The sequence below is a fragment of the Roseateles chitinivorans genome, from assembly GCF_050632235.1.
In the GTDB taxonomy this organism is placed as follows: Bacteria; Pseudomonadota; Gammaproteobacteria; order Burkholderiales; family Burkholderiaceae_C; genus Roseateles; species Roseateles chitinivorans_A.
Window position 1 is genome coordinate 1,032,847 of the sequence record NZ_CP192584.1, and the last position, 16,792, is coordinate 1,049,638.

The 16,792-nt window shown below is 69.3% G+C and carries 15 protein-coding genes; 10 read left to right on the plus strand and 5 right to left on the minus strand.

Features of this window, described 5'->3' with window-relative positions; genetic code table 11:
* Nucleotides 1-205: 205 nt before the first annotated feature.
* Nucleotides 206-3,766, minus strand: coding sequence for an indolepyruvate ferredoxin oxidoreductase family protein (locus ACQ859_RS04585; protein WP_431264789.1), 3,561 nt, complete (start codon nt 3,764-3,766; stop codon nt 206-208).
* Between the two features lie 239 nt (nt 3,767-4,005).
* Here ACQ859_RS04585 and ACQ859_RS04590 point away from each other — a divergent pair, with 239 nt between their 5' ends.
* From ACQ859_RS04590 to ACQ859_RS04620, 7 genes are all read left to right on the plus strand, one after another.
* Nucleotides 4,006-4,593: an Lrp/AsnC family transcriptional regulator gene (locus ACQ859_RS04590; RefSeq protein WP_431266463.1), complete on the plus strand. Its 588-nt coding sequence runs from the start codon at nt 4,006-4,008 to the stop codon at nt 4,591-4,593.
* Nucleotides 4,594-4,933: 340 nt separating this feature from the next.
* Complete coding sequence (locus tag ACQ859_RS04595; RefSeq protein ID WP_431264790.1) at nt 4,934-5,824, plus strand: EamA family transporter; 891 nt, start codon at nt 4,934-4,936, stop codon at nt 5,822-5,824.
* A gap of 37 nt (nt 5,825-5,861) precedes the next feature.
* The gene (locus ACQ859_RS04600; protein WP_431264791.1) at nt 5,862-6,587 is read left to right on the plus strand and encodes a hypothetical protein; all 726 of its coding nucleotides are present in this window, start codon (nt 5,862-5,864) and stop codon (nt 6,585-6,587) included.
* A 70-nt stretch (nt 6,588-6,657) separates the two neighbouring features.
* On the plus strand, nt 6,658-7,365 hold the full coding sequence (locus ACQ859_RS04605; protein ID WP_431264792.1) for a hypothetical protein: 708 nt from the start codon (nt 6,658-6,660) through the stop codon (nt 7,363-7,365).
* 133 nt (nt 7,366-7,498) lie between these two features.
* Complete coding sequence (locus ACQ859_RS04610; RefSeq protein WP_431264793.1) at nt 7,499-8,833, plus strand: glycoside hydrolase family 18 protein; 1,335 nt, start codon at nt 7,499-7,501, stop codon at nt 8,831-8,833.
* 35 nt (nt 8,834-8,868) lie between these two features.
* On the plus strand, nt 8,869-9,312 hold the full coding sequence (locus tag ACQ859_RS04615) for a methylglyoxal synthase (protein ID WP_431264794.1): 444 nt from the start codon (nt 8,869-8,871) through the stop codon (nt 9,310-9,312).
* A 60-nt stretch (nt 9,313-9,372) separates the two neighbouring features.
* Nucleotides 9,373-10,059 carry a YciI family protein gene (locus ACQ859_RS04620; RefSeq protein WP_431264795.1) on the plus strand — a complete coding sequence of 229 codons (687 nt, stop codon included), beginning with the start codon at nt 9,373-9,375 and terminating at the stop codon, nt 10,057-10,059.
* A gap of 132 nt (nt 10,060-10,191) precedes the next feature.
* On the opposite strand, the gene ACQ859_RS04625 is transcribed toward ACQ859_RS04620, so the two are convergent.
* On the minus strand, nt 10,192-11,685 hold the full coding sequence (locus ACQ859_RS04625; protein WP_431264796.1) for a M28 family metallopeptidase: 1,494 nt from the start codon (nt 11,683-11,685) through the stop codon (nt 10,192-10,194).
* Nucleotides 11,686-11,705: 20 nt separating this feature from the next.
* Nucleotides 11,706-12,377 (minus strand): dienelactone hydrolase family protein, encoded by a 672-nt coding sequence (locus ACQ859_RS04630; protein WP_431264797.1) that lies wholly within the window; start codon nt 12,375-12,377, stop codon nt 11,706-11,708.
* A gap of 101 nt (nt 12,378-12,478) precedes the next feature.
* Here ACQ859_RS04630 and ACQ859_RS04635 point away from each other — a divergent pair, with 101 nt between their 5' ends.
* A complete protein-coding gene (locus ACQ859_RS04635) occupies nt 12,479-13,429 on the plus strand; it encodes a DUF2157 domain-containing protein (protein WP_431264798.1) in 951 nt (316 codons plus the stop codon).
* Entirely contained in the window at nt 13,426-15,090 is a 1,665-nt protein-coding gene (locus ACQ859_RS04640) for a GDYXXLXY domain-containing protein (RefSeq protein ID WP_431264799.1), read from the plus strand. Before ACQ859_RS04635 ends, ACQ859_RS04640 begins: the two co-directional genes overlap by 4 nt.
* Before the next feature lie 14 nt (nt 15,091-15,104).
* Here ACQ859_RS04640 and ACQ859_RS04645 read toward each other — a convergent pair whose 3' ends face one another.
* Entirely contained in the window at nt 15,105-15,374 is a 270-nt protein-coding gene (locus ACQ859_RS04645) for a hypothetical protein (protein ID WP_431264800.1), read from the minus strand.
* Between the two features lie 11 nt (nt 15,375-15,385).
* Here ACQ859_RS04645 and ACQ859_RS04650 point away from each other — a divergent pair, with 11 nt between their 5' ends.
* Nucleotides 15,386-15,667, plus strand: coding sequence for a DUF427 domain-containing protein (locus ACQ859_RS04650; protein ID WP_431264801.1), 282 nt, complete (start codon nt 15,386-15,388; stop codon nt 15,665-15,667).
* On the opposite strand, the gene mltA is transcribed toward ACQ859_RS04650, so the two are convergent.
* On the minus strand, nt 15,657-16,757 hold the full coding sequence (gene mltA, locus ACQ859_RS04655; RefSeq protein ID WP_431264802.1) for a murein transglycosylase A: 1,101 nt from the start codon (nt 16,755-16,757) through the stop codon (nt 15,657-15,659). The two genes, ACQ859_RS04650 and mltA, sit on opposite strands and share 11 nt — an antisense overlap.
* Between the last annotated feature and the right edge of the window lie 35 nt (nt 16,758-16,792).

A 16,792-nucleotide genomic window follows, 5' to 3' on the forward strand; every position in this document is an offset into this window, starting at 1 on the left:
CATCAAAAAGCCAGCGCAGTGACCAAAGACATACAGCCCGCCCCGGAGATCCCGGTGCGGGCTGTATCGCCCCGATCGCCAAGGCCAAGGCCCGAGGGCAGCGAGCGGGAGTGGGGCCGGAGTAGGGCTTGGGGTCCCTGGAGGGGCGCCCCATGCCCTGCGGAGAGCCCGCGCTTGGCCGTTCGTCAGCAGCGGCCGTGGCGCGTCACGCCATTGCTTGCCACTGCTTCTGCAACTGGTCCCACTTCAGTCGCGCCGCTTTCAGGTGGCGCTCCTTCACGTGACCGTAGCCGCGGATGTCTTCCGGGATGCGGGCCAGCTCGACGGCGGTCGACAGGCGCTCCGTGGTGAGACCCTTGGCCAGGATGGCGTCGATGGTCGCGCGGTAGTCCTTGATCAGCTGGCGTTCCGACTTGCGTTCCTCGGTGTGGCCGAACGGATCGAAGGCGGTGCCGCGCAGGCCCTTCATCTTGGCCAGCACGCCCATCGCCGGACGGACCCAGCTGCCGAAGGGGCGCTTCTGCAGATGACCGTGGTCGTCCTTCTTGGCCAGCATCGGCGGGGCCAGGTGATGCACGACCTTGAAGTCGCCTTCGAACTGGCCCTTGATCTTGTCGAGGAACTTCGTGTCGGTGTGCAGGCGGGCGACCTCGTACTCGTCCTTGTAGGCCATCAGCTTGAACAGATAGCGCGCGACGGCTTCCGTCAGACGCGTGCCGCCCACCGGCGCTTCCGCCTGACGGACCTTCTCGACGAAGGCGCGGTACTGCTCGGCGTAGGCGGCGTTCTGGTAGTCGGTCAGGAACTCGACGCGCTTGGTGATCAGTTCGTCGACGCCCTGGCGCTTGACGAAGTTGATGACCTGCTGGGCCGCGAACAGCGACTGCACCGCGGCCAGGTCATGCGCGCAGCGACGGCCCCATTCGAACGCGGCCTTGTTGTTGTCGACCTGCACGCCATTGAGCTCGATCGCGCGCATCAGCGCGGCATGGCTCAGCGGCACGCGGCCCTTCTGCCACGCGAAGCCCAGCATCAGCGGGTTGGTGTACAGCGAGTCGCCCAGCAGCTTCACCGCGACCTCTTCCGCGTCGAACATGCCCAGGTGCGAGGCGCCCACGGCCTTCTGCACGGCGGCCTCGCAGGCGGCGCCGGGGAAGGACCAGTTGGCGTCGTTGACCAGCGTGGCGGTCGGCGAGCCGTGCGTGTTCAGCGCGACGAAGCTGCGGCCTTCGCGCATCACGGCCAGCGTCGTCTTGTTGGCGGCGACGATGGAATCGCAGGCGATGACCAGGTCGGCCTCCGCGGTGCCGACCTTGGTGCAGTGGATCGCGTCCGGGGTGTTGGCGATCTGGATGTGGCTCCAGGTCGCGCCGCCCTTCTGCGCCAGACCGGCCGCGTCCTGCGTGATCACGCCCTTGCCTTCCAGATGCGCGGCCATGCCGAGCAGCTGGCCGATCGTGATCACGCCGGTGCCGCCGACGCCGGCCACGACGATGCCCCAGGCCTCGACCGCATTCGGGATCGAGGGCTGCGGGATCACCGGCAGCGACGCGTCGAACGGGCTGACGCGCTTGTCCTTCTTCGGCTTCTTCAGCTCACCGCCTTCGATGGTGACGAAGCTCGGGCAGAAGCCCTTCACGCACGAGAAGTCCTTGTTGCAGGTGTTCTGGTTGATCTGGCGCTTGCGACCGAACTCGGTCTCCAGCGGCTCGACCGACAGGCAGTTCGACTGCACCGAGCAGTCGCCGCAGCCTTCGCAGACCAGCTCGTTGATGACGGTGCGCTTGGCCGGGTCGACCAGCTTGCCGCGCTTGCGGCGGCGGCGCTTTTCGGTCGCGCAGGTCTGGTCGTAGATGATGACCGAGGTGCCCGGGATCTCGCGGAACTGGCGCTGCAGCGCGTCCAGCTCGTCGCGGTGATGCACGGTGACGCCGGGCGCCAGCGGCTTGCCGTCGTACTTCTCCGGTTCGTCGGTGACGATGATCAGCTTGGCCACGCCTTCGCTGACCAGGCTGTTCATGATCTGCGTGACGCTGTGGCCCTCGGGGCGCTCGCCGACCTGCTGGCCGCCGGTCATCGCGACCGCGTCGTTGTAGAGCACCTTGTAGGTGATGTTCACGCCTGCGGCGATGGACTGGCGGATCGCCAGGATGCCGCTGTGGAAGTAGGTGCCGTCGCCGAGGTTGCTGAAGATGTGCTTCTCGTCGGTGAACGGCGCCTGGCCGACCCAGGGCACGCCTTCGCCGCCCATCTGGGTGAAGGTCGCGGTGTTGCGGCCCGGCATCCAGGTGACCATGTAGTGGCAGCCGATGCCGCCGACGGCGCGCGAGCCGTCCGGCACGCGCGTGCTGGTGTTGTGCGGGCAGCCGGAGCAGAACCACGGCGTGCGGTCGGCACCGCCGGCGGTCTTCTCTTCCGACTTGAGCGACTGTTCCTTGGCGTCGATCAGCGCGACTCGCGCGTCCAGGCGCGCGGCGGTGTCGGCGTCCACGCCCAGCTTCTTCAGCCGCTTGGCGATGGCGCGGGCAATGATGGCCGGGGTCAGGTCGGCTTGCGGGCGCAGCAGCCAGTTGCTGCTCGGGTTCGGGTGGCTCCACTCGCCGCCGCTGCGGTCGCCGTCGGTCTCGTCGAACTTGCCGAGCACGTTCGGGCGCACGTCGGGACGCCAGTTGTACAGCTCCTCCTTGAGCTGGTACTCGATCATCTGGCGCTTCTCCTCGATGACGAGGATCTCCTGCAGCCCGGTGGCGAAGTCGCGGGTGATGGTCGCTTCCAGCGGCCACACCACGTTGACCTTGTGCAGCCGGATGCCCAGGCGGCGGCAGGTGTCGTCGTCCAGTCCCAGGTCGTGCAGCGCCTGGCGGGTGTCGTTCCAGGCTTTGCCCGAGGCGATCAGGCCGATGCGGTCATGCGGCGTGGCGATGACGTTGTGGTTGAGCTTGTTGGCGCGGACGTAGGCGAGGGCGGCGTACCACTTGTGGTCCATCATCCGCGCTTCCTGGTCCAGCGGCGGATCGGGCCAGCGGATGTGCAGGCCGCCCGGGGGCATCTGGAAATCTTCGGGCATCAGGATCTCGACGCGGTCGGGATCGACGCTGACGCTGCTGGACGATTCGACGATCTCCTGGATCGTCTTCATGCCCGACCACAGGCCTGAGAAGCGGCTCATCGCGAAGGCGTGCAGGCCCATGTCCAGGATCTCCTGGACGCTGCTGGGGAAGAACACCGGGAAGCCGACGGCCTTGAAGACGTGGTCGCTCTGGTGGGCGGCGGTGGAGCTCTTGGCGATATGGTCGTCCGCGGCGATGGCGATCACGCCGCCGTGCTTGGAGGTGCCGGCCATGTTGGCGTGCTTGAACACGTCGATGGAGCGGTCCACGCCCGGGCCCTTGCCGTACCACATGCCGAAGACGCCGTCGAACTTCGCCTTCTCGGGGAAGAGCGCGAGCTGCTGGGTGCCCCAGACGGCGGTGGCGCCGAGTTCCTCGTTGACGCCGGGCTGGAAGACGATGTGCTGCTTGGCGAGGTGCTTCTTCGCGGCCATCAGGGCCTGGTCGTAGCCGCCCAGCGGGGAGCCGCGGTAGCCCGAGATGAAGCCGGCGGTGTTGAGGCCGGCGATGGCGTCGCGGGTGCGTTGCAGCATCGGCAGGCGGACCAGCGCCTGGACGCCGCTCATGAAGGCGCGGCCCTCGTCGAGTGCGTACTTGTCATCCAGCGTGACCTTCTCGAGGGCGCGCAGGATGTGTTCGGGCAAGGGGGCGTTCATGCGGGGAGTCTCCTGATGGGTGGCTGACTTCCGGTCCCCGCTTGTGGCGAGGCCGTGTGCCTTGGCTGCCGTCGCGCCAAGTATGGCGGCGCGCGGAAAACGCAGAGAACAGTGTAGGAAACAACGCCCGGCGAGTGTTTGCTAGTTCTGCGCCGGGGACGGTCGTTTGAGCAAGAATCTTTCCCGGAATGACGAAAGGGATTCGAATGGCATCGAAAAACGGAGCCTCAGGGAAAACCATGAGGGCGACGGCGGGTTCCGCGGGCGGCGACGAAGGGATCGACCGGGGCACCGATCGGGGCGCCGATCGGAGTGACGACGCGGGCGGATCCGGTGCTCCGGCAAGCGGCGAACTCGACCGGTATCACGTGGCGATCCTGGCGGAGCTGCAGCGCGAGGCGCGCCTGTCGAATGCGGAGCTGGCGACACGGATCGGGCTGTCGCCGGCGCCCACCTGGCGCCGGGTGCGGTGGCTGGAGGAGCAGGGCTTCATCACCGGCTACCGGGCCGAGATCGACCGGCGCCGGCTGGGGCTGGGCGTGCTGGCCTTCGTGCGCGTGGACGCGGACCGCAACAACGGCGCGGCGACCAAGCAGCTGGAGGAGGCGATCCGGCAACTGCCGGAGGTGATCTCGTGCCACTACATCAGCGGCGCCGGCACCTTCGAGCTGGAGGTGATGGCCACCGACCTGGATGCGTTCAGCCGGTTCTCGATCGACACGCTGCTGAACCTGCCGAACGTGAAGGACATCCACACGAGCTTTTCACTCGGTGAGGTGAAGGCGGGCGGGGCGTTGCCGCTCGGGCATTTGAAGCCGAAGGGCTGATGGCGCTCGCCGCAAGAAGGCCTTTGCACTTCCACCGCCGCTGGCCCTCACCCCCACCCTCTCCCGCAAGCGGGAGAGGGAGCCACCCCGGATCCGCTGACTGCACGGAGAGGTGTCACCCATGTCCCGGAACACCTGTCACCCATGTGTTGGCACAGCTGTCACCCATGTCCTGGCACGGATCGGGCTCCCTCGCCCGCTTGCGGGAGAGGGCGGGGGTGAGGGCCAGCGGCCGCCGAAGTGCGCGGGTCCTGTACCGGTTGCACTCCCATGACCCTGTACCGGGTCAGCGATGGCCCCAACAGGCATAGTCGACGATCCCCCTCGCTCCCCGGCCGCCATGACGCTACCGCTCCGACATTTCCTGCTTGCGCTGTCCGTGGTCGCCATCTGGGGAAGCAACTTCGTCGTGATCCGCTGGGGCCTGAACGCCTTCCCGCCGCTGCTGTTCGCGGCGCTGCGGTTCACCTTCGCCGCGCTGCCCGCGATGCTGCTGCTGCCGCGACCGAAGGTCGGCTGGCGCAACCTCGCCGCGTACGGCGCCTTCGTCGGCGTCGGCCAGTTCGCGTTGCTCTACCTCGCGATGCGCTCGCAGATCTCGCCGGGGCTCGCCTCGCTCGTCATCCAGACCCAGGTCTTCTTCACCTTGTTGCTCGCCATGCGCATGAGCGGCGAACGCGTCCAGGGCTTCCAGTGGCTCGCCCTGGTCACGGCCGCGGCGGGCATCGGCGTCATCGCGTCGCACACCGACGGCACGACCACCGTGCTCGGCCTCGGGATGGTGCTGCTGGCTGCGCTCTGCTGGTCCAGCGGCAACATCGTCGGCAAGCGCGCCGGCGCCGTGAACATGCTGGCCTACGTTGTCTGGAGCAGCGCCTTCGCGGCGCCGTCGCTGTTCGCGCTGTCCTTCATCGTCGAGGGCCCCGCGCAGATGGGCGAGGCGATCCAGAACGCCAGCCTCGGCGCCTGGGGCGCGGTGCTCTGGCAGTCGGTCGGCAACACGCTTTTCGGCTACGGCGCGTGGAGCTTCCTCTTGTCGCGCCATCCCGCCGCGACCATCGTCCCGATGGCGCTGCTGGTGCCCGTGTTCGGCATGAGCTGCTCCGCGCTGCTGCTCGGCGAAGGCCTGCCGCCGTGGAAGCTGATGGCCGCGGCGCTGGTGATCAGCGGGCTCGCGATCAACCTGCTGTGGCCGCATGTGCGCGGCGTGCTGCGGGCCGCGAAAGCCTGACATGCGTATTGCCATGCGCTTCGGCAGGCTCCAGGGCATGAGCGCGCACCATCGGCTCGCCCGTGCCTTCGTTGCCGCGGCACTGGCGCTGCTCGGTGGGCTCACGCCGCTTGGCGCGAACGCTCAATTCGTCCCGCCGGAGAAGGGCAAGGCGCCCCCGGCGATTCCTTCCGTGCGCGACCAGGAGATCGCCCAGTGCCTGCCCGGCGAAGTGAAGACCTGGGGCGACGGCCGCGACCGCGCGATCGCGACACGCTCCTTGCGCTTCGCCTACCGCCACGACAACGCGCCGCCCTGGTTCAGCGAACCGCAGGTGATGGCGCTGGTGAAGCGTTCCGCCGAGGCCTGGTCCGCCTGCGGACTGAAGCTCGCTGTCGTCGCCGTGCCCAGCGGCCAGGTGCCGCCCGAGGACGCCATCCAGATCCTCTGGAGCGACGTCGGCAGCCGCGGCCAGTTCGCGCTGGCCAACGTGACCGCGCGCAGCCTGTCGATCGGTCCCGGCCTCTTCGCGCTGCTGCGCGAGCGCAATCCCAAGCACCCGGCGGACCAGACGCTGCAGATGGTGCTCTCCCACGAGATGGGCCACTTCCTCGGCCTGATGGCGCACTCGAAGCGCTGCGTCGACACGATGTCCTACTACGACAACGGCAAGGGCGAACGCTGCGCGCTGCGCGATCCGAAGAGCTGGGGCAGCGTCGTCGAATACCGTTCGATGCTGCCGACCGCCTGCGACATCGACCGCTGCAGAGCGTTGAACAAGTAGGCGCTCCGCAAGCGGGCGCAGGACGGGCCGGCATTGAACACATGACGTCCTCGCGGCGTATGCTGGCGCGATGAACTCGCACCGCCGCCTCGCCGTCCTTGCCGTTGCCGCGCTCGGCGTCGGCGCCTCGTTGATGACGCCGGTCCAAGCGCAGGGACCGAAGCAGAACCTGCAGGTCGAGATGCGCTGGGTCGAGTCCGAACTCAGCGGTTCCACCGTCGCCGGCATCCGCGATGGCAGCACCGTCGTGAGCACCGGCGGCAGCGTCTCGGCGCGCGGCGGCGTGGCGCTCTCCACCGAGAACCGCGAGCAGCGTCAGCAGCTGTTCCCGCGCCTGCTGGTGCTCAACGGCTCGCAGGCCTCGTTCACGATGACCGAGTCGACGCCGATCCAGTGGGTCGACGTGGCGATGGATCGCCAGCAGGGCGAACGCGACCGCGTGGTCGTCGTGCCCCGCCAGGGCATGGCCGAGCGCGTGCGCGGCATCGTCGTCCGACCGAAATGGCCCGGCGGTCGCAGCCCGGTGGATGTCGAGGTCCGCGCTTCGGATCAGGCGCAGATGCCGCAGGGCGGCGCCTACGGCACCTCGCTGCCCGATGGCCAGCAGCGCCCGAGCACCGACGTCCTCAGCACTGTCCAGGCGCCGCTCGGCATCTGGGTCACGATCGCTCGGACGGGCAGCGTGACGGCCAGCGCCAACCGCAACACCTACAGCACGCGGGACGCGGAGGTGCAGAAGCTCCGCGAGCTGCAGCTTCGGGTCGACGTGGCGCCATAGACGAAGGGCCGACACACCGCGAAGTGGCTCCATAAAGGTTTCTCCGAACCCACTGCATCGGTCAAATTGGTATTTGACTGGTGTTAATTCTTGACGTGATCCGCTAAGCTGCGGCGTCCATTGGAGGCCCCGCATGTCCGTTCGCGTCCTGTCCCGTATCCCGACCCCGTTGACCGCCGCGATCGCTGCGCTCGGCGCGATGGCTGCCTCGGCCGCCATCGCCGCGACGCCGGCCGCCGATGCGAAGGTCGATCAGAAGGCCGAAGCGCCGGGCTACCCGCTCTTTGGCGCCAGGCCGGTCGAGTTCGAGCGCACCGGCGGGAAGATCGTCGGCATCTACGTGCCCAACTGGGAGCCGGTCGAGCTGATCGAGCGCATCCCGCCGCAGAACCTGACGCACGTCCTCTACGCCTTCCTGCGCCTGTGCGGCCCGGGTCAGCTGGAGAAGGACGCCGCCAAGTGCGTCGGCAAGAAGGACTTCGAGATCGGCACCGGCCCGATCGATGCGCGCTTCAACACCGCGTTCCAACGCTACAAGCGGCGCGCGCCCCACCTGAAGATCGTCGCGTCGGTGGGCGGCTGGGGCGGCTCGGATCCGATCTTCCACCTCGTCGGCGATCCGGCGAAGCGCGCGGTGTTCGCGGCCTCGGCGCAGCAGTTCCTGCGTGACCATCCGGCCTTCGACGGCATCGACATCGACTGGGAGCATCCGGGCAACAACGGTGCGGCCAACGGCGTGCAGCTCGGCAGTCCGCAGGACGGCCAGTCCTATGCGGAACTGATGGCCGACCTGCGCAAGGCGCTGGACGCGCTGACCGCGGAGACGGGCCGTCCCTACCTGCTGACGACAGCCGTGAATCCGATGGATTCCATCGTCGGCAAGATCAACTTCAAGGACGCGTCCAAGCCGCTGGATCTGGTCTTCATGATGACCTACGACTTCTACGGCATGTGGTCGCCGGTGGCGGGACATCACACGACGCTGCGCTCGTCGTCGCCGCAGGCGGACGACAGCCTGGAGCGCGCGGTGGCCAACCTGGAGAAGGCCGGCGTGCCGCGTTCGAAGCTGGTGGCCGGCGTGGCGATGTACGGCCGCGGCTTCACCGGCGTGAGCAAGGCGTCGGCGGGTGCCGCGAAGACCGGCGCCTACCCCGGCGCCGAGGGCGCGCAGGGCTACCGCGAGATGGCTGGCCGCATCCTCGATGCGAAGGGCAACGGCCGCGCGGGTTACCAGTCCGTCTGGGATCCGGCGACGCAGTCGTGGTCGCTGTTCAACCCGACGCAGAAGCTCTGGATGGGCTACGACGATCCGCGGGCGGTGCTGGCCAAGGGCCGGTTCGTGCGCGATCAGGGCCTGGCGGGTGTCTTCGCCTGGGAGCTGAGCCAGGACAACGGCGACCTGCTCAACGCGATGAACCGCGGCGTCGGCAACGTGCCGCTGGCGACGCAGAAAGAACCGCGCCGGTAACTCGCGCGCTGTCCTCGCGGACCTACGATCGCGGCATGACTGCCACCACCGCTCCCGGATCCTCGACGGCGACCGCCGCCCCCGCGCGCCTGCGCATCGCCCTGATCGCCCACGATGGCAAGAAGGACGAGATGGTGATGCTCGCGACCGAGTTCGCCGGCTTCCTCGGCAGTTGCGAACTGGTGGCGACCGGCACGACCGGCTCGCGCCTGACGGCGGAAGTCGGCCTGACGGTCGAGCGCATGCTGTCAGGCCCGCATGGCGGCGACCTGCAGATCGGCGCGCGACTCGCAGTCGGCCTGATCGACGCGGTCGTCTTCCTGCGCGATCCGATGACGCCGCAGCCGCACGAACCCGACATCAATGCGCTGGTCCGGGCCTGCGACGTCCACAACGTCGCCTGCGCCACCAACGTCACCAGCAGCCGGCTGATGCTGCGTTCGCTGCAGGTGCTCGGCACGGGCGGCGGGCGGGAGTAGAGTCGTCTGTCGACGCCGGAGTCCGACAACGGCCCCGGTGAACGACAGAAGGAGACTCCGATGCAACGACGTTCCCTGATCGCCACGGCGGCGGCCCTCCCTGCGTTATCCGCACTGGCGGCGCTGCCGGCCCGTGCACAGACCCGTCCGTCCATGATCGCAGCCGAACAGTACTGGTTCATCTTCCTCGAGACCGGCAAGCCGGTGCCCGACGACAAGGCCGCCGTCACGGCGATGCAGACTGGGCACCTCGAGAACTTCAAGCGGCTCTTCGCCGACGAGAAGCTCTTCGCCGCGGGACCGATGCGCGATCCCTTGAAGCAGAAGCGCGGCATCGTCGTGGTCAAGGCGCCCAACCGGCAGATCCTGCTGAGCTACTTCGAGCCCGACCAGTACATCCGCGAGGGCTACATGGTGGTCAACGCGCAGCCGGCGACGGTGCATCAGGCGTTGCACCACACCGGCATCGATCCCGACGGGATCGAGGAGCACCGCATCGTGCTGTTCAGTCGCGCGGAGGCGAAGGACAAGGACGCGGTGCCGATCTTCCTGCAGCGCGCGCTCGATGAAGGCGTCATCGGCGCCTGGTACTCGCTGGAGGACGGGCCGATCGGCGAGGTGGTGTTCTCGCGCGGCACCGACGAGACGGCGCTGCGCAAGACCATGGCCGAGTACCCCGGGCTCTCGGACCAGCGCGCGACGATGAAGATCTGGGGGCAGTGGCTGGGGAAGGGCGTGCTGCGCTAAGTCCTGCATTGGACCGAGCAGGTCGGCGGGAGCCGGGGCACCCCCGGGCTCATACGCTCGGCAGGCTCCGCTAAATCGCCCGGGGGCACCCCGGCTCCCGCCGACCGGGACACTGAGGCGCTCGGACCTCGGTCATCGCGCCAGCGGCAACGGATAACTCGCCAGGCTCGCGTGGCCCGACTTCGATACGGCCTGCACGCCGAAGATCAGGTTGTCCTTGGACAGCGGCAAGGTGACCTTGGTGACGTTGCCGACCTCCTTCGCCCCTTCCCACGTCTGCGATTCGCTGCGGCGCCAGACGACGCGATAACCCGCCAGCTCCGGGTCGACGTTCGCGGTCCACAGCAGCGTCGTGTCGTTGGTCAGTTCGCGCGCATCGATGCGTGCGCCCTTCACCGGCGACGGCGCCCACGCCAGCGTCGCCAGGCCCGCGAGATTCACGCGTGCCACGTCGGCCACGTAGCCGAAGTCGACGAACTCCGGCAGGTCGCCGTAGACGACGCCGCCCTCGGTGCGCAGGTTCTGGTGCTGGTGGCGGAAGTCCTCGAAGGGTTCGGTGAAACGCACCGCGGCGTAGCCGCGCTCCAGGAAGGGCAGGTGATCGCCGCCGCGCAGGTAGCGATCACGGCGCTGGATCAGGTCGATGTGGAAGTCCGGCAGGTAGCGCTCGCCCTCGGCCTTCAGGTGACGGCCGAACTGCTGCGTCGGCAGCTCCTCGCCGCCGCCGGCCACGGCCAGCGGTTGCAGCTGCGCGCGGATCGCCGCGTTGGTCTTGACCTCGTCCTCGTTGGCCGGACTGTTGGCGTTGGCGTTCACCAGCAGCCGCAGCAGCGGATCGAAGCCGTCGGCGAAGAGGCGCAGTCGCTTCGGATCATGCTCGCCCTTGTCGCCGCGCGAGCTGCCGACGATGTCGTTGGTGATCATGCCTTCGACGTTGAGCCCTTGCGCACGCGCGCGGCGGGCCCAGTGGCGGGCGCCGAGCAGACCTTGCTCCTCGCCCGGAACGGCCATGAACACGAGCGTCGCGTCGAAGCGCTGCTTCGCCGCCGCGCAGGCCATCTCCATGACGGCAGCCGTGCCGGAGGCGTCATCGTTCGCGCCGGGCGCCTCGCCCTGCGCGTCCATCACGTCGCTGTTGCGCGAGTCGTAATGCCCGCTGACCACCAGGATGCGTTCACGTGGCGTACCCGCCGACGCGCCGGGCAGCGTGGCCACGACGTTCACCAGCTCGGTCGGCGCCGAGAGGCGGTTGCCCGCCGGCTCGATGAACGCGTCCATCGTGACCTGCAACCGGCCGCCGGCCTTCCCGCTGCAGTCCTTCAGCTGCGCCTCGATCCAGCGCCGTGCCGCGCCGATGCCGCGCGTGTCGCTCTTCGTGTCCGAGGCCGTGTGGCGCGTGCCGAAGGCAGCGAGCTTGCGGATGGTCGACTCGATGCGCTCGGCAGAGATGTCAGCGAGCATAGGCGCCACACGCGGATCCAGCGGCGGGGGCGCGGTCTCCGACGCGGCGCGCGCCGTCGCCGACGCCGGCCCCGAGGCCGGCGTGGTCTGTGCGATGGCGGAGGAAGCGATCAGCGCCCAGACAGCGGCGGCGGTGGGGATCAGGCAGCGGCGATGGAAGGTCATGGGTTCGGGCGATCCGGCGGTCAGGCCAGGTGTTGCTTGAGGAAGTCCAGGGTGCGCGACCAGGCGAGCTCGGCGGCGGCCTCGTCGTAGACCTCGGGGCGGGTCTTGTTGGAGAACGCGTGGTCCGCGACGTAGCGGTGGATGACCGGGTGCTTGCCGCCCGCGTTCATGCGGGACTCCAGCGCGTCGACCTTCTCCGGCGTGCACCAGTCGTCGCGCGTCGCGAAGTGGCCGAGGAAAGGCGCGTCGATCTTGGCCGGATCGGCGAATTCGGCCGGCGGGATGCCGTAGTAGCAGACCGCCGCCTGCAGGTCCTTGAAGTTGACGCCGGCGAGGATGGTCAGCGCGCCGCCCATGCAGTAGCCCATCACGCCGACCGGGCCGCAGCCGAGGTGCTCGCGCAGGTGCGTCAGCGCGCCTTGCAGGTCCTGCGTGGTGGCGTCGACGAAGTCCAGGCCGTCCATCAGGTGGCTGGCCTCGTCCGCATCGGCGGCGATGCGGCCGCGGTAGAGGTCGGGGGCCAGCGTCGTGATGCCGGCGGAGGCCAGGCGCTCGGCGATCTCCTTGATGTGAGGCTTGAGCCCCCACCACTCCTGGATGAGGATCATGCCCGGCGCGCCATCGCCGGCGCTGGCGAGGTAACCGCTGGTGGTGCCGCCGTCAGGGCGGGCGAAGTCGATCATCTGGCCCATGTGGAACTCCCAGTGCGAGAACGAAGGATGAGGAAGAATCGGCTCCCTCGAAGAACATCACCGGCGACCCCTGCGGGCGGTCGCATCCTGAGGAGGAACCCGTGAGTCTGCACGAGCAGTTGTACCAATGGACGGCCAGCCAGGGCCTGGATGCGACCAGCGCACGGCGCTTGCGCGCGCTCAGCGGCGTCGATGATCCGCCGGGCGATCCGTGGACGCCGCTGCGCCGCGGGGCGGGCGCGCTGGCGGCAGGGTTGATCGGGTTCGGGCTGATCCTGTGGGTCGCGGCGAACTGGGACGACTTCGGCCGGGTCATGCGCTTCGGGCTGCTGCAGGCGGTGCTCGCGGTCAGCCTGGTCGCGGCGGCGGCGCTGCGACCGTGGCGCGCGCCGCTGTCGCTGGCGGCGTTCCTGACGCTGGGCGGGCTGCTGGCCTTCTTCGGACAGACCTACCAGACCGGCGCCGATCCCTGGCAGTTGTTCGCGCTCTGGGCCGCGCTCGGGCTGCCGATCGCCTGGGCGGCACGCTCAGACCTGGCGTGGACGCCGTGGGCGCTCGTGGTCACGACCGGGATCGGTCTGTGGATGGAGACCTTCGGCGGCCACTCATGGCGCTTCGACGCGTCCACGGTGCCGGTGCACGCGATCGGCTTCGTCGCTTACGGCCTGCTGTGCGCGGGGCTCGCGCTGCGACCTTCCGCGGCGACGCAGCCTTGGGCGTGGCGGCTGGCGGTGCTGGCGTCCGTGATCGCAGTCTCGGGAACGGCGCTGGGCGGTCTGTTCGCGAGGGACGTGGCGCCGCAGTTCTTCCTGGGACTCGGCGTGATGGGCGTGGGGCTGGTGCTGGCGTGGCGACGCGGCGAGGTCTACGCGATGAGCGCGTTGGCGTTGGCGGTTGATACCTTGCTGGTGGCGGGATTCGCGCGCTGGATCGCCGATGGGAAGTGGGACGTTGGCAGCTACTTCCTGATCGCGCTGGTCGCGTGTGCGTTGCTGGCAGGCAGTGTCAGCCTGATCATGCGGCGCTTGCGCGGCGCGGAGGCAGGGGCATGAGCGGCGGCCACTGGATCGAACAGGCCCGTGCGGAGGGGCTCGCGCCCGCGGATCCGCCCGAGGCACCGCGGCCCTGGCCCGTCGTGCTGCTGACGGCGTTGGGGGCGTGGCTGGCGGCGGTGCCGTTCCTGGCCATGTTCTTCGCACTGTTCGGCTCGGCCATCGAGCGCGAGGGCGTCGGCTACTTCTTCGGGGTCTCGTTGATCGTCCTGTCGGTGCTGATGCTGCGATCCCGCGGGATCGCGCTGTTCCTGGAACAGGCCGCCGTGCCCTTGCTGATCACGGGGCTCGTGCTGCTGTTCTTCGCGTTGGGGAAAGACCTGCCCCCGGCCGGCCTCGATGTCGTCGCGCTGCTGGTCGGTGTGGGGTTGATCCTGCTGCTGAACGCGTCGTGGATGCGGGTGCTGCTCGGCGTGGCGATGGCCGCGCCGGTGGCGCACCTCGGCCATCTGGCCTTCAGGGAGCTGCTCTCGCTCACCTGGTACGAACGGCACGGCGGGATCGGCTGGGCGTTGGCCACGCTGCTGCTGCTCGTGGGCGTGGCTTTGCTGGCGCTGCAGCATCAGGCCGGCCGGCGCGCGCCTTCAGCCCGTCAGGCTGCGCTCCTCGAACCGGTGCTGGCCGGCTGGTGGGTGGCGGTGCTGGCCGCCTTCGCGATGGCGGCGGGCTGGTCGTTCGCGGCAGGCGGCGCGCTCGGCGGCCTCTTCCGGGGCGCGACGCCGGGGCTGGCGACATCGGACGTGACACTGATCTGGGTGTCGAGGGCCGTGTCTGCGGTGCTGACGGTGGCCGCGGCCACGTGGCTGTGGCGCCGGTGGCGACCCTCGGGCGCGGCGCGGTTGGTCCCGCCGCTGCTGGTGCTGGTAGCGCTCGCCGCACCGATGCCCGCGCTCGGCGGGATCCTCCTGGTGCTGGCGCTCACGGCGTCGACGCGCCGCTGGCGCCTGGCCGCGCTGGCCGGCGCGGCGGCGGTGTGGGCCATCGGAGCGCTCTACTACGAGTGGCAGTTGCCGCTCGCTCACAAGTCGCTGGCCCTGGTCGCGGCGGGCGCGGTGCTGGCGGCCTGGGTTCGGTGGCTGGCGTGGCATCCGACGGTGCCATCGTCGGAAGAGGTCTCGCGTCCTTCGCTCGCATGGCGGGGCGCTCGGGCGCTGCTGCTCGGCTCGGGCGTGCTGGCGCTTGTCCTCGTGAACGTCCTGATCGCCGCGCGTGAGCGGTCGATCGCCGAGGGCCGGCCGGTCTTCGTGAAGCTCGCGCCGGTCGATCCGCGCTCGCTGATGCAGGGCGATTACATGCGCTTGAGCTACGAGCTGCCGTCCGTCGGCGGACGCAATCGTGCGGGGGCGTTCGACTGGACCCCGCGCGCGGGCGACACGCCGCCGTTGTGGGGGCGTCGGCCGCAACTCGCTGCGGTGATCGATGCGCGCGGCGTCGTGCAGTCGGCAAGAGCCCTCGAGCCCGGCGAAGCGCCTCCTCCCGGAACGCAGTTGCTGGAGCTCACCCCCAAGGGCGGCGGCTGGACCTTCGTCTCCGATGCCTGGTTCTTCCGTGAGGGCGAGGCCGCGCGCTGGCAACCGGCAAAGTACGGCGAGTTCCGCGTGACGCCCGAGGGCAAGGGCCTGCTGGTGCGGGTGGTGGGGGAGGACCTGAAGCCGTTGTGAGGCGGGTCAGGACATCAGTCCTCGTGGAGCCCCTCCGGCTCCCCGCCATCCACCATCAGGTCGATCAGTTCCTTCAGGAACGCAAGGGCTTCCTCGGAGGTGGCAAAGTAGTACTCCCCGCCGAGGTCGGCGGCATCGCCGTCGGGGCCGACGTGGACGACGGACCAGCCCTCCGCGCCGCCGCCGATCGCACAGATTCCGAAACTGCCGGGGGCGAGGTCTCTCGCGGAGCCGGCGGTGACGAAGATGTCCTTGCCCCGATGGGCGAAATTGCGTTTGAGCACGAGGAGTTGGAATGAAGGCAATCTGGAACGGCGAAGTCATCGCCGAAAGCGACAACACCGTGGTGGTCGAGGGAAATCATTACTTCCCCGTCGCCTCGCTGAAGCGCGAGTTCACCACGTTCAGCAATCACCGCACGTCCTGCCCGTGGAAGGGTCAGGCGCACTACTTTAGCCTGATGGTCCACGGCGACATGAACCCGGACGCCGTCTGGTATTACCCGGAGCCCTCGGAGGCCGCCGCCGAGATCAAGGACCGCGTCGCCTTCTGGAAGGGCGTCCAGGTCACCGAGTGACCTTGCCGCCGCCGGCCGGGCCTGTCGTGGCTCCGGCCGGGCCCGCATCCTTGGGCCACAGCACCCACAGCCGCAGCGGCTGCTTCATGCGGCCGGCCTGGGCTTCGGCCGTCTCGCCCCAGCCCCAGAAGTAGTCGGCGCGGACCGCGCCGATGATCGCCGCGCCGGTGTCCTGCGCCATCACGAGCCTGCGCATCGGCGTCGTGGACAGCGGCTCGGTGGTGTCCAGCCAGACCGGCGTCCCATACGGGATGCTGGCCTTGTCCACCGCGATCGAGCGTCCCGGCGTCAGCGGCACGCCCTGACCCCCGCGCGGCCCGACCGCCAGATCGGGCAGCGGCTCCTCGCGGAAGAAGACGTAGCGCGGGTTCGCCCACATCGCCTCCTTGAGCCGCTGCGGATTGCGGCGACCCCAGTCCTTGATGCCCGGCCACGAGGCCTCGGTGGCCCGCAACTCGCCCTGGGCGATCAGCCACTGGCCCATCGAGCGGTAGGGCTGCTCGTTGTGCGCCGCGAAGGACAGCCGCACCCAGCGGCTGGTGCCGTCGCGCTCGGTCACTCGCAGCCGCCCGCTGCCCTGGATCTGCATCACCAGCGCGTCCAGCGGGTCCTGCACCCACGCCAGGCTGAGCCGGGACAGCGCCGCGTTGCTCTCGATCTGCTGGCGGGTGTCGTAAGGCTTGCGCTGCGTCAGGTCCTGCGGCGGCGCCAGCAGCGGCACGCGGAAGTCGCCCTGTGACTGGCGCCGGGCCGCGAGCTCCGGCTCGTAATAGCCGGTCGCCACGCCTTCGCGCTGACCCTCGGGGGATTCGACGCGATACGGCTGCAGCCGCTTCATCAGCCACACCATCGCGTCCCAGTCGCCGCCCGGCTTGAAGCCGCGGGCCTGGGCGCAGATCGCGGCCCAGCCCGGCATCGGCTTCTCGCAGCCGCGCAGCATCGCGGGCCACCATTCCAGCGCGCGGTCCTGGCCCCAGCCGGGCAGCTCGTTCCAGGCGGCGGCGACCCATCGCGAGCGCTCGCGCTGCAGCACGTGCCGACCGGCGCTGTCGTCCTCGCCGTTCAGCAGCTTCAGCGGATCGATCGGCAATCCGGTCGCGGAAGCGGGGGCAGGAGAGGCGCGAC

Bases quoted from the DNA above. Each gene is read 5' to 3' on its own strand.
- ACQ859_RS04600 (WP_431264791.1), top strand. From the start codon at position 5,862: ATGAGCGCGCACCATCGGCTCGCCCGTGCCTTCGTTGCCGCGGCACTG.
- ACQ859_RS04650 (WP_431264801.1), top strand. From the start codon at position 15,386: ATGAAGGCAATCTGGAACGGCGAAGTCATCGCCGAAAGCGACAACACC.
- ACQ859_RS04585 (WP_431264789.1), bottom strand. From the start codon at position 3,766: ATGAACGCCCCCTTGCCCGAACACATCCTGCGCGCCCTCGAGAAGGTC.
- ACQ859_RS04640 (WP_431264799.1), top strand. From the start codon at position 13,426: ATGAGCGGCGGCCACTGGATCGAACAGGCCCGTGCGGAGGGGCTCGCG.
- ACQ859_RS04630 (WP_431264797.1), bottom strand. From the start codon at position 12,377: ATGGGCCAGATGATCGACTTCGCCCGCCCTGACGGCGGCACCACCAGC.
- ACQ859_RS04625 (WP_431264796.1), bottom strand. From the start codon at position 11,685: ATGACCTTCCATCGCCGCTGCCTGATCCCCACCGCCGCCGCTGTCTGG.
- ACQ859_RS04595 (WP_431264790.1), top strand. From the start codon at position 4,934: ATGACGCTACCGCTCCGACATTTCCTGCTTGCGCTGTCCGTGGTCGCC.
- ACQ859_RS04605 (WP_431264792.1), top strand. From the start codon at position 6,658: ATGAACTCGCACCGCCGCCTCGCCGTCCTTGCCGTTGCCGCGCTCGGC.
- ACQ859_RS04590 (WP_431266463.1), top strand. From the start codon at position 4,006: ATGAGGGCGACGGCGGGTTCCGCGGGCGGCGACGAAGGGATCGACCGG.
- ACQ859_RS04615 (WP_431264794.1), top strand. From the start codon at position 8,869: ATGACTGCCACCACCGCTCCCGGATCCTCGACGGCGACCGCCGCCCCC.
- ACQ859_RS04610 (WP_431264793.1), top strand. From the start codon at position 7,499: ATGTCCGTTCGCGTCCTGTCCCGTATCCCGACCCCGTTGACCGCCGCG.
- ACQ859_RS04620 (WP_431264795.1), top strand. From the start codon at position 9,373: ATGCAACGACGTTCCCTGATCGCCACGGCGGCGGCCCTCCCTGCGTTA.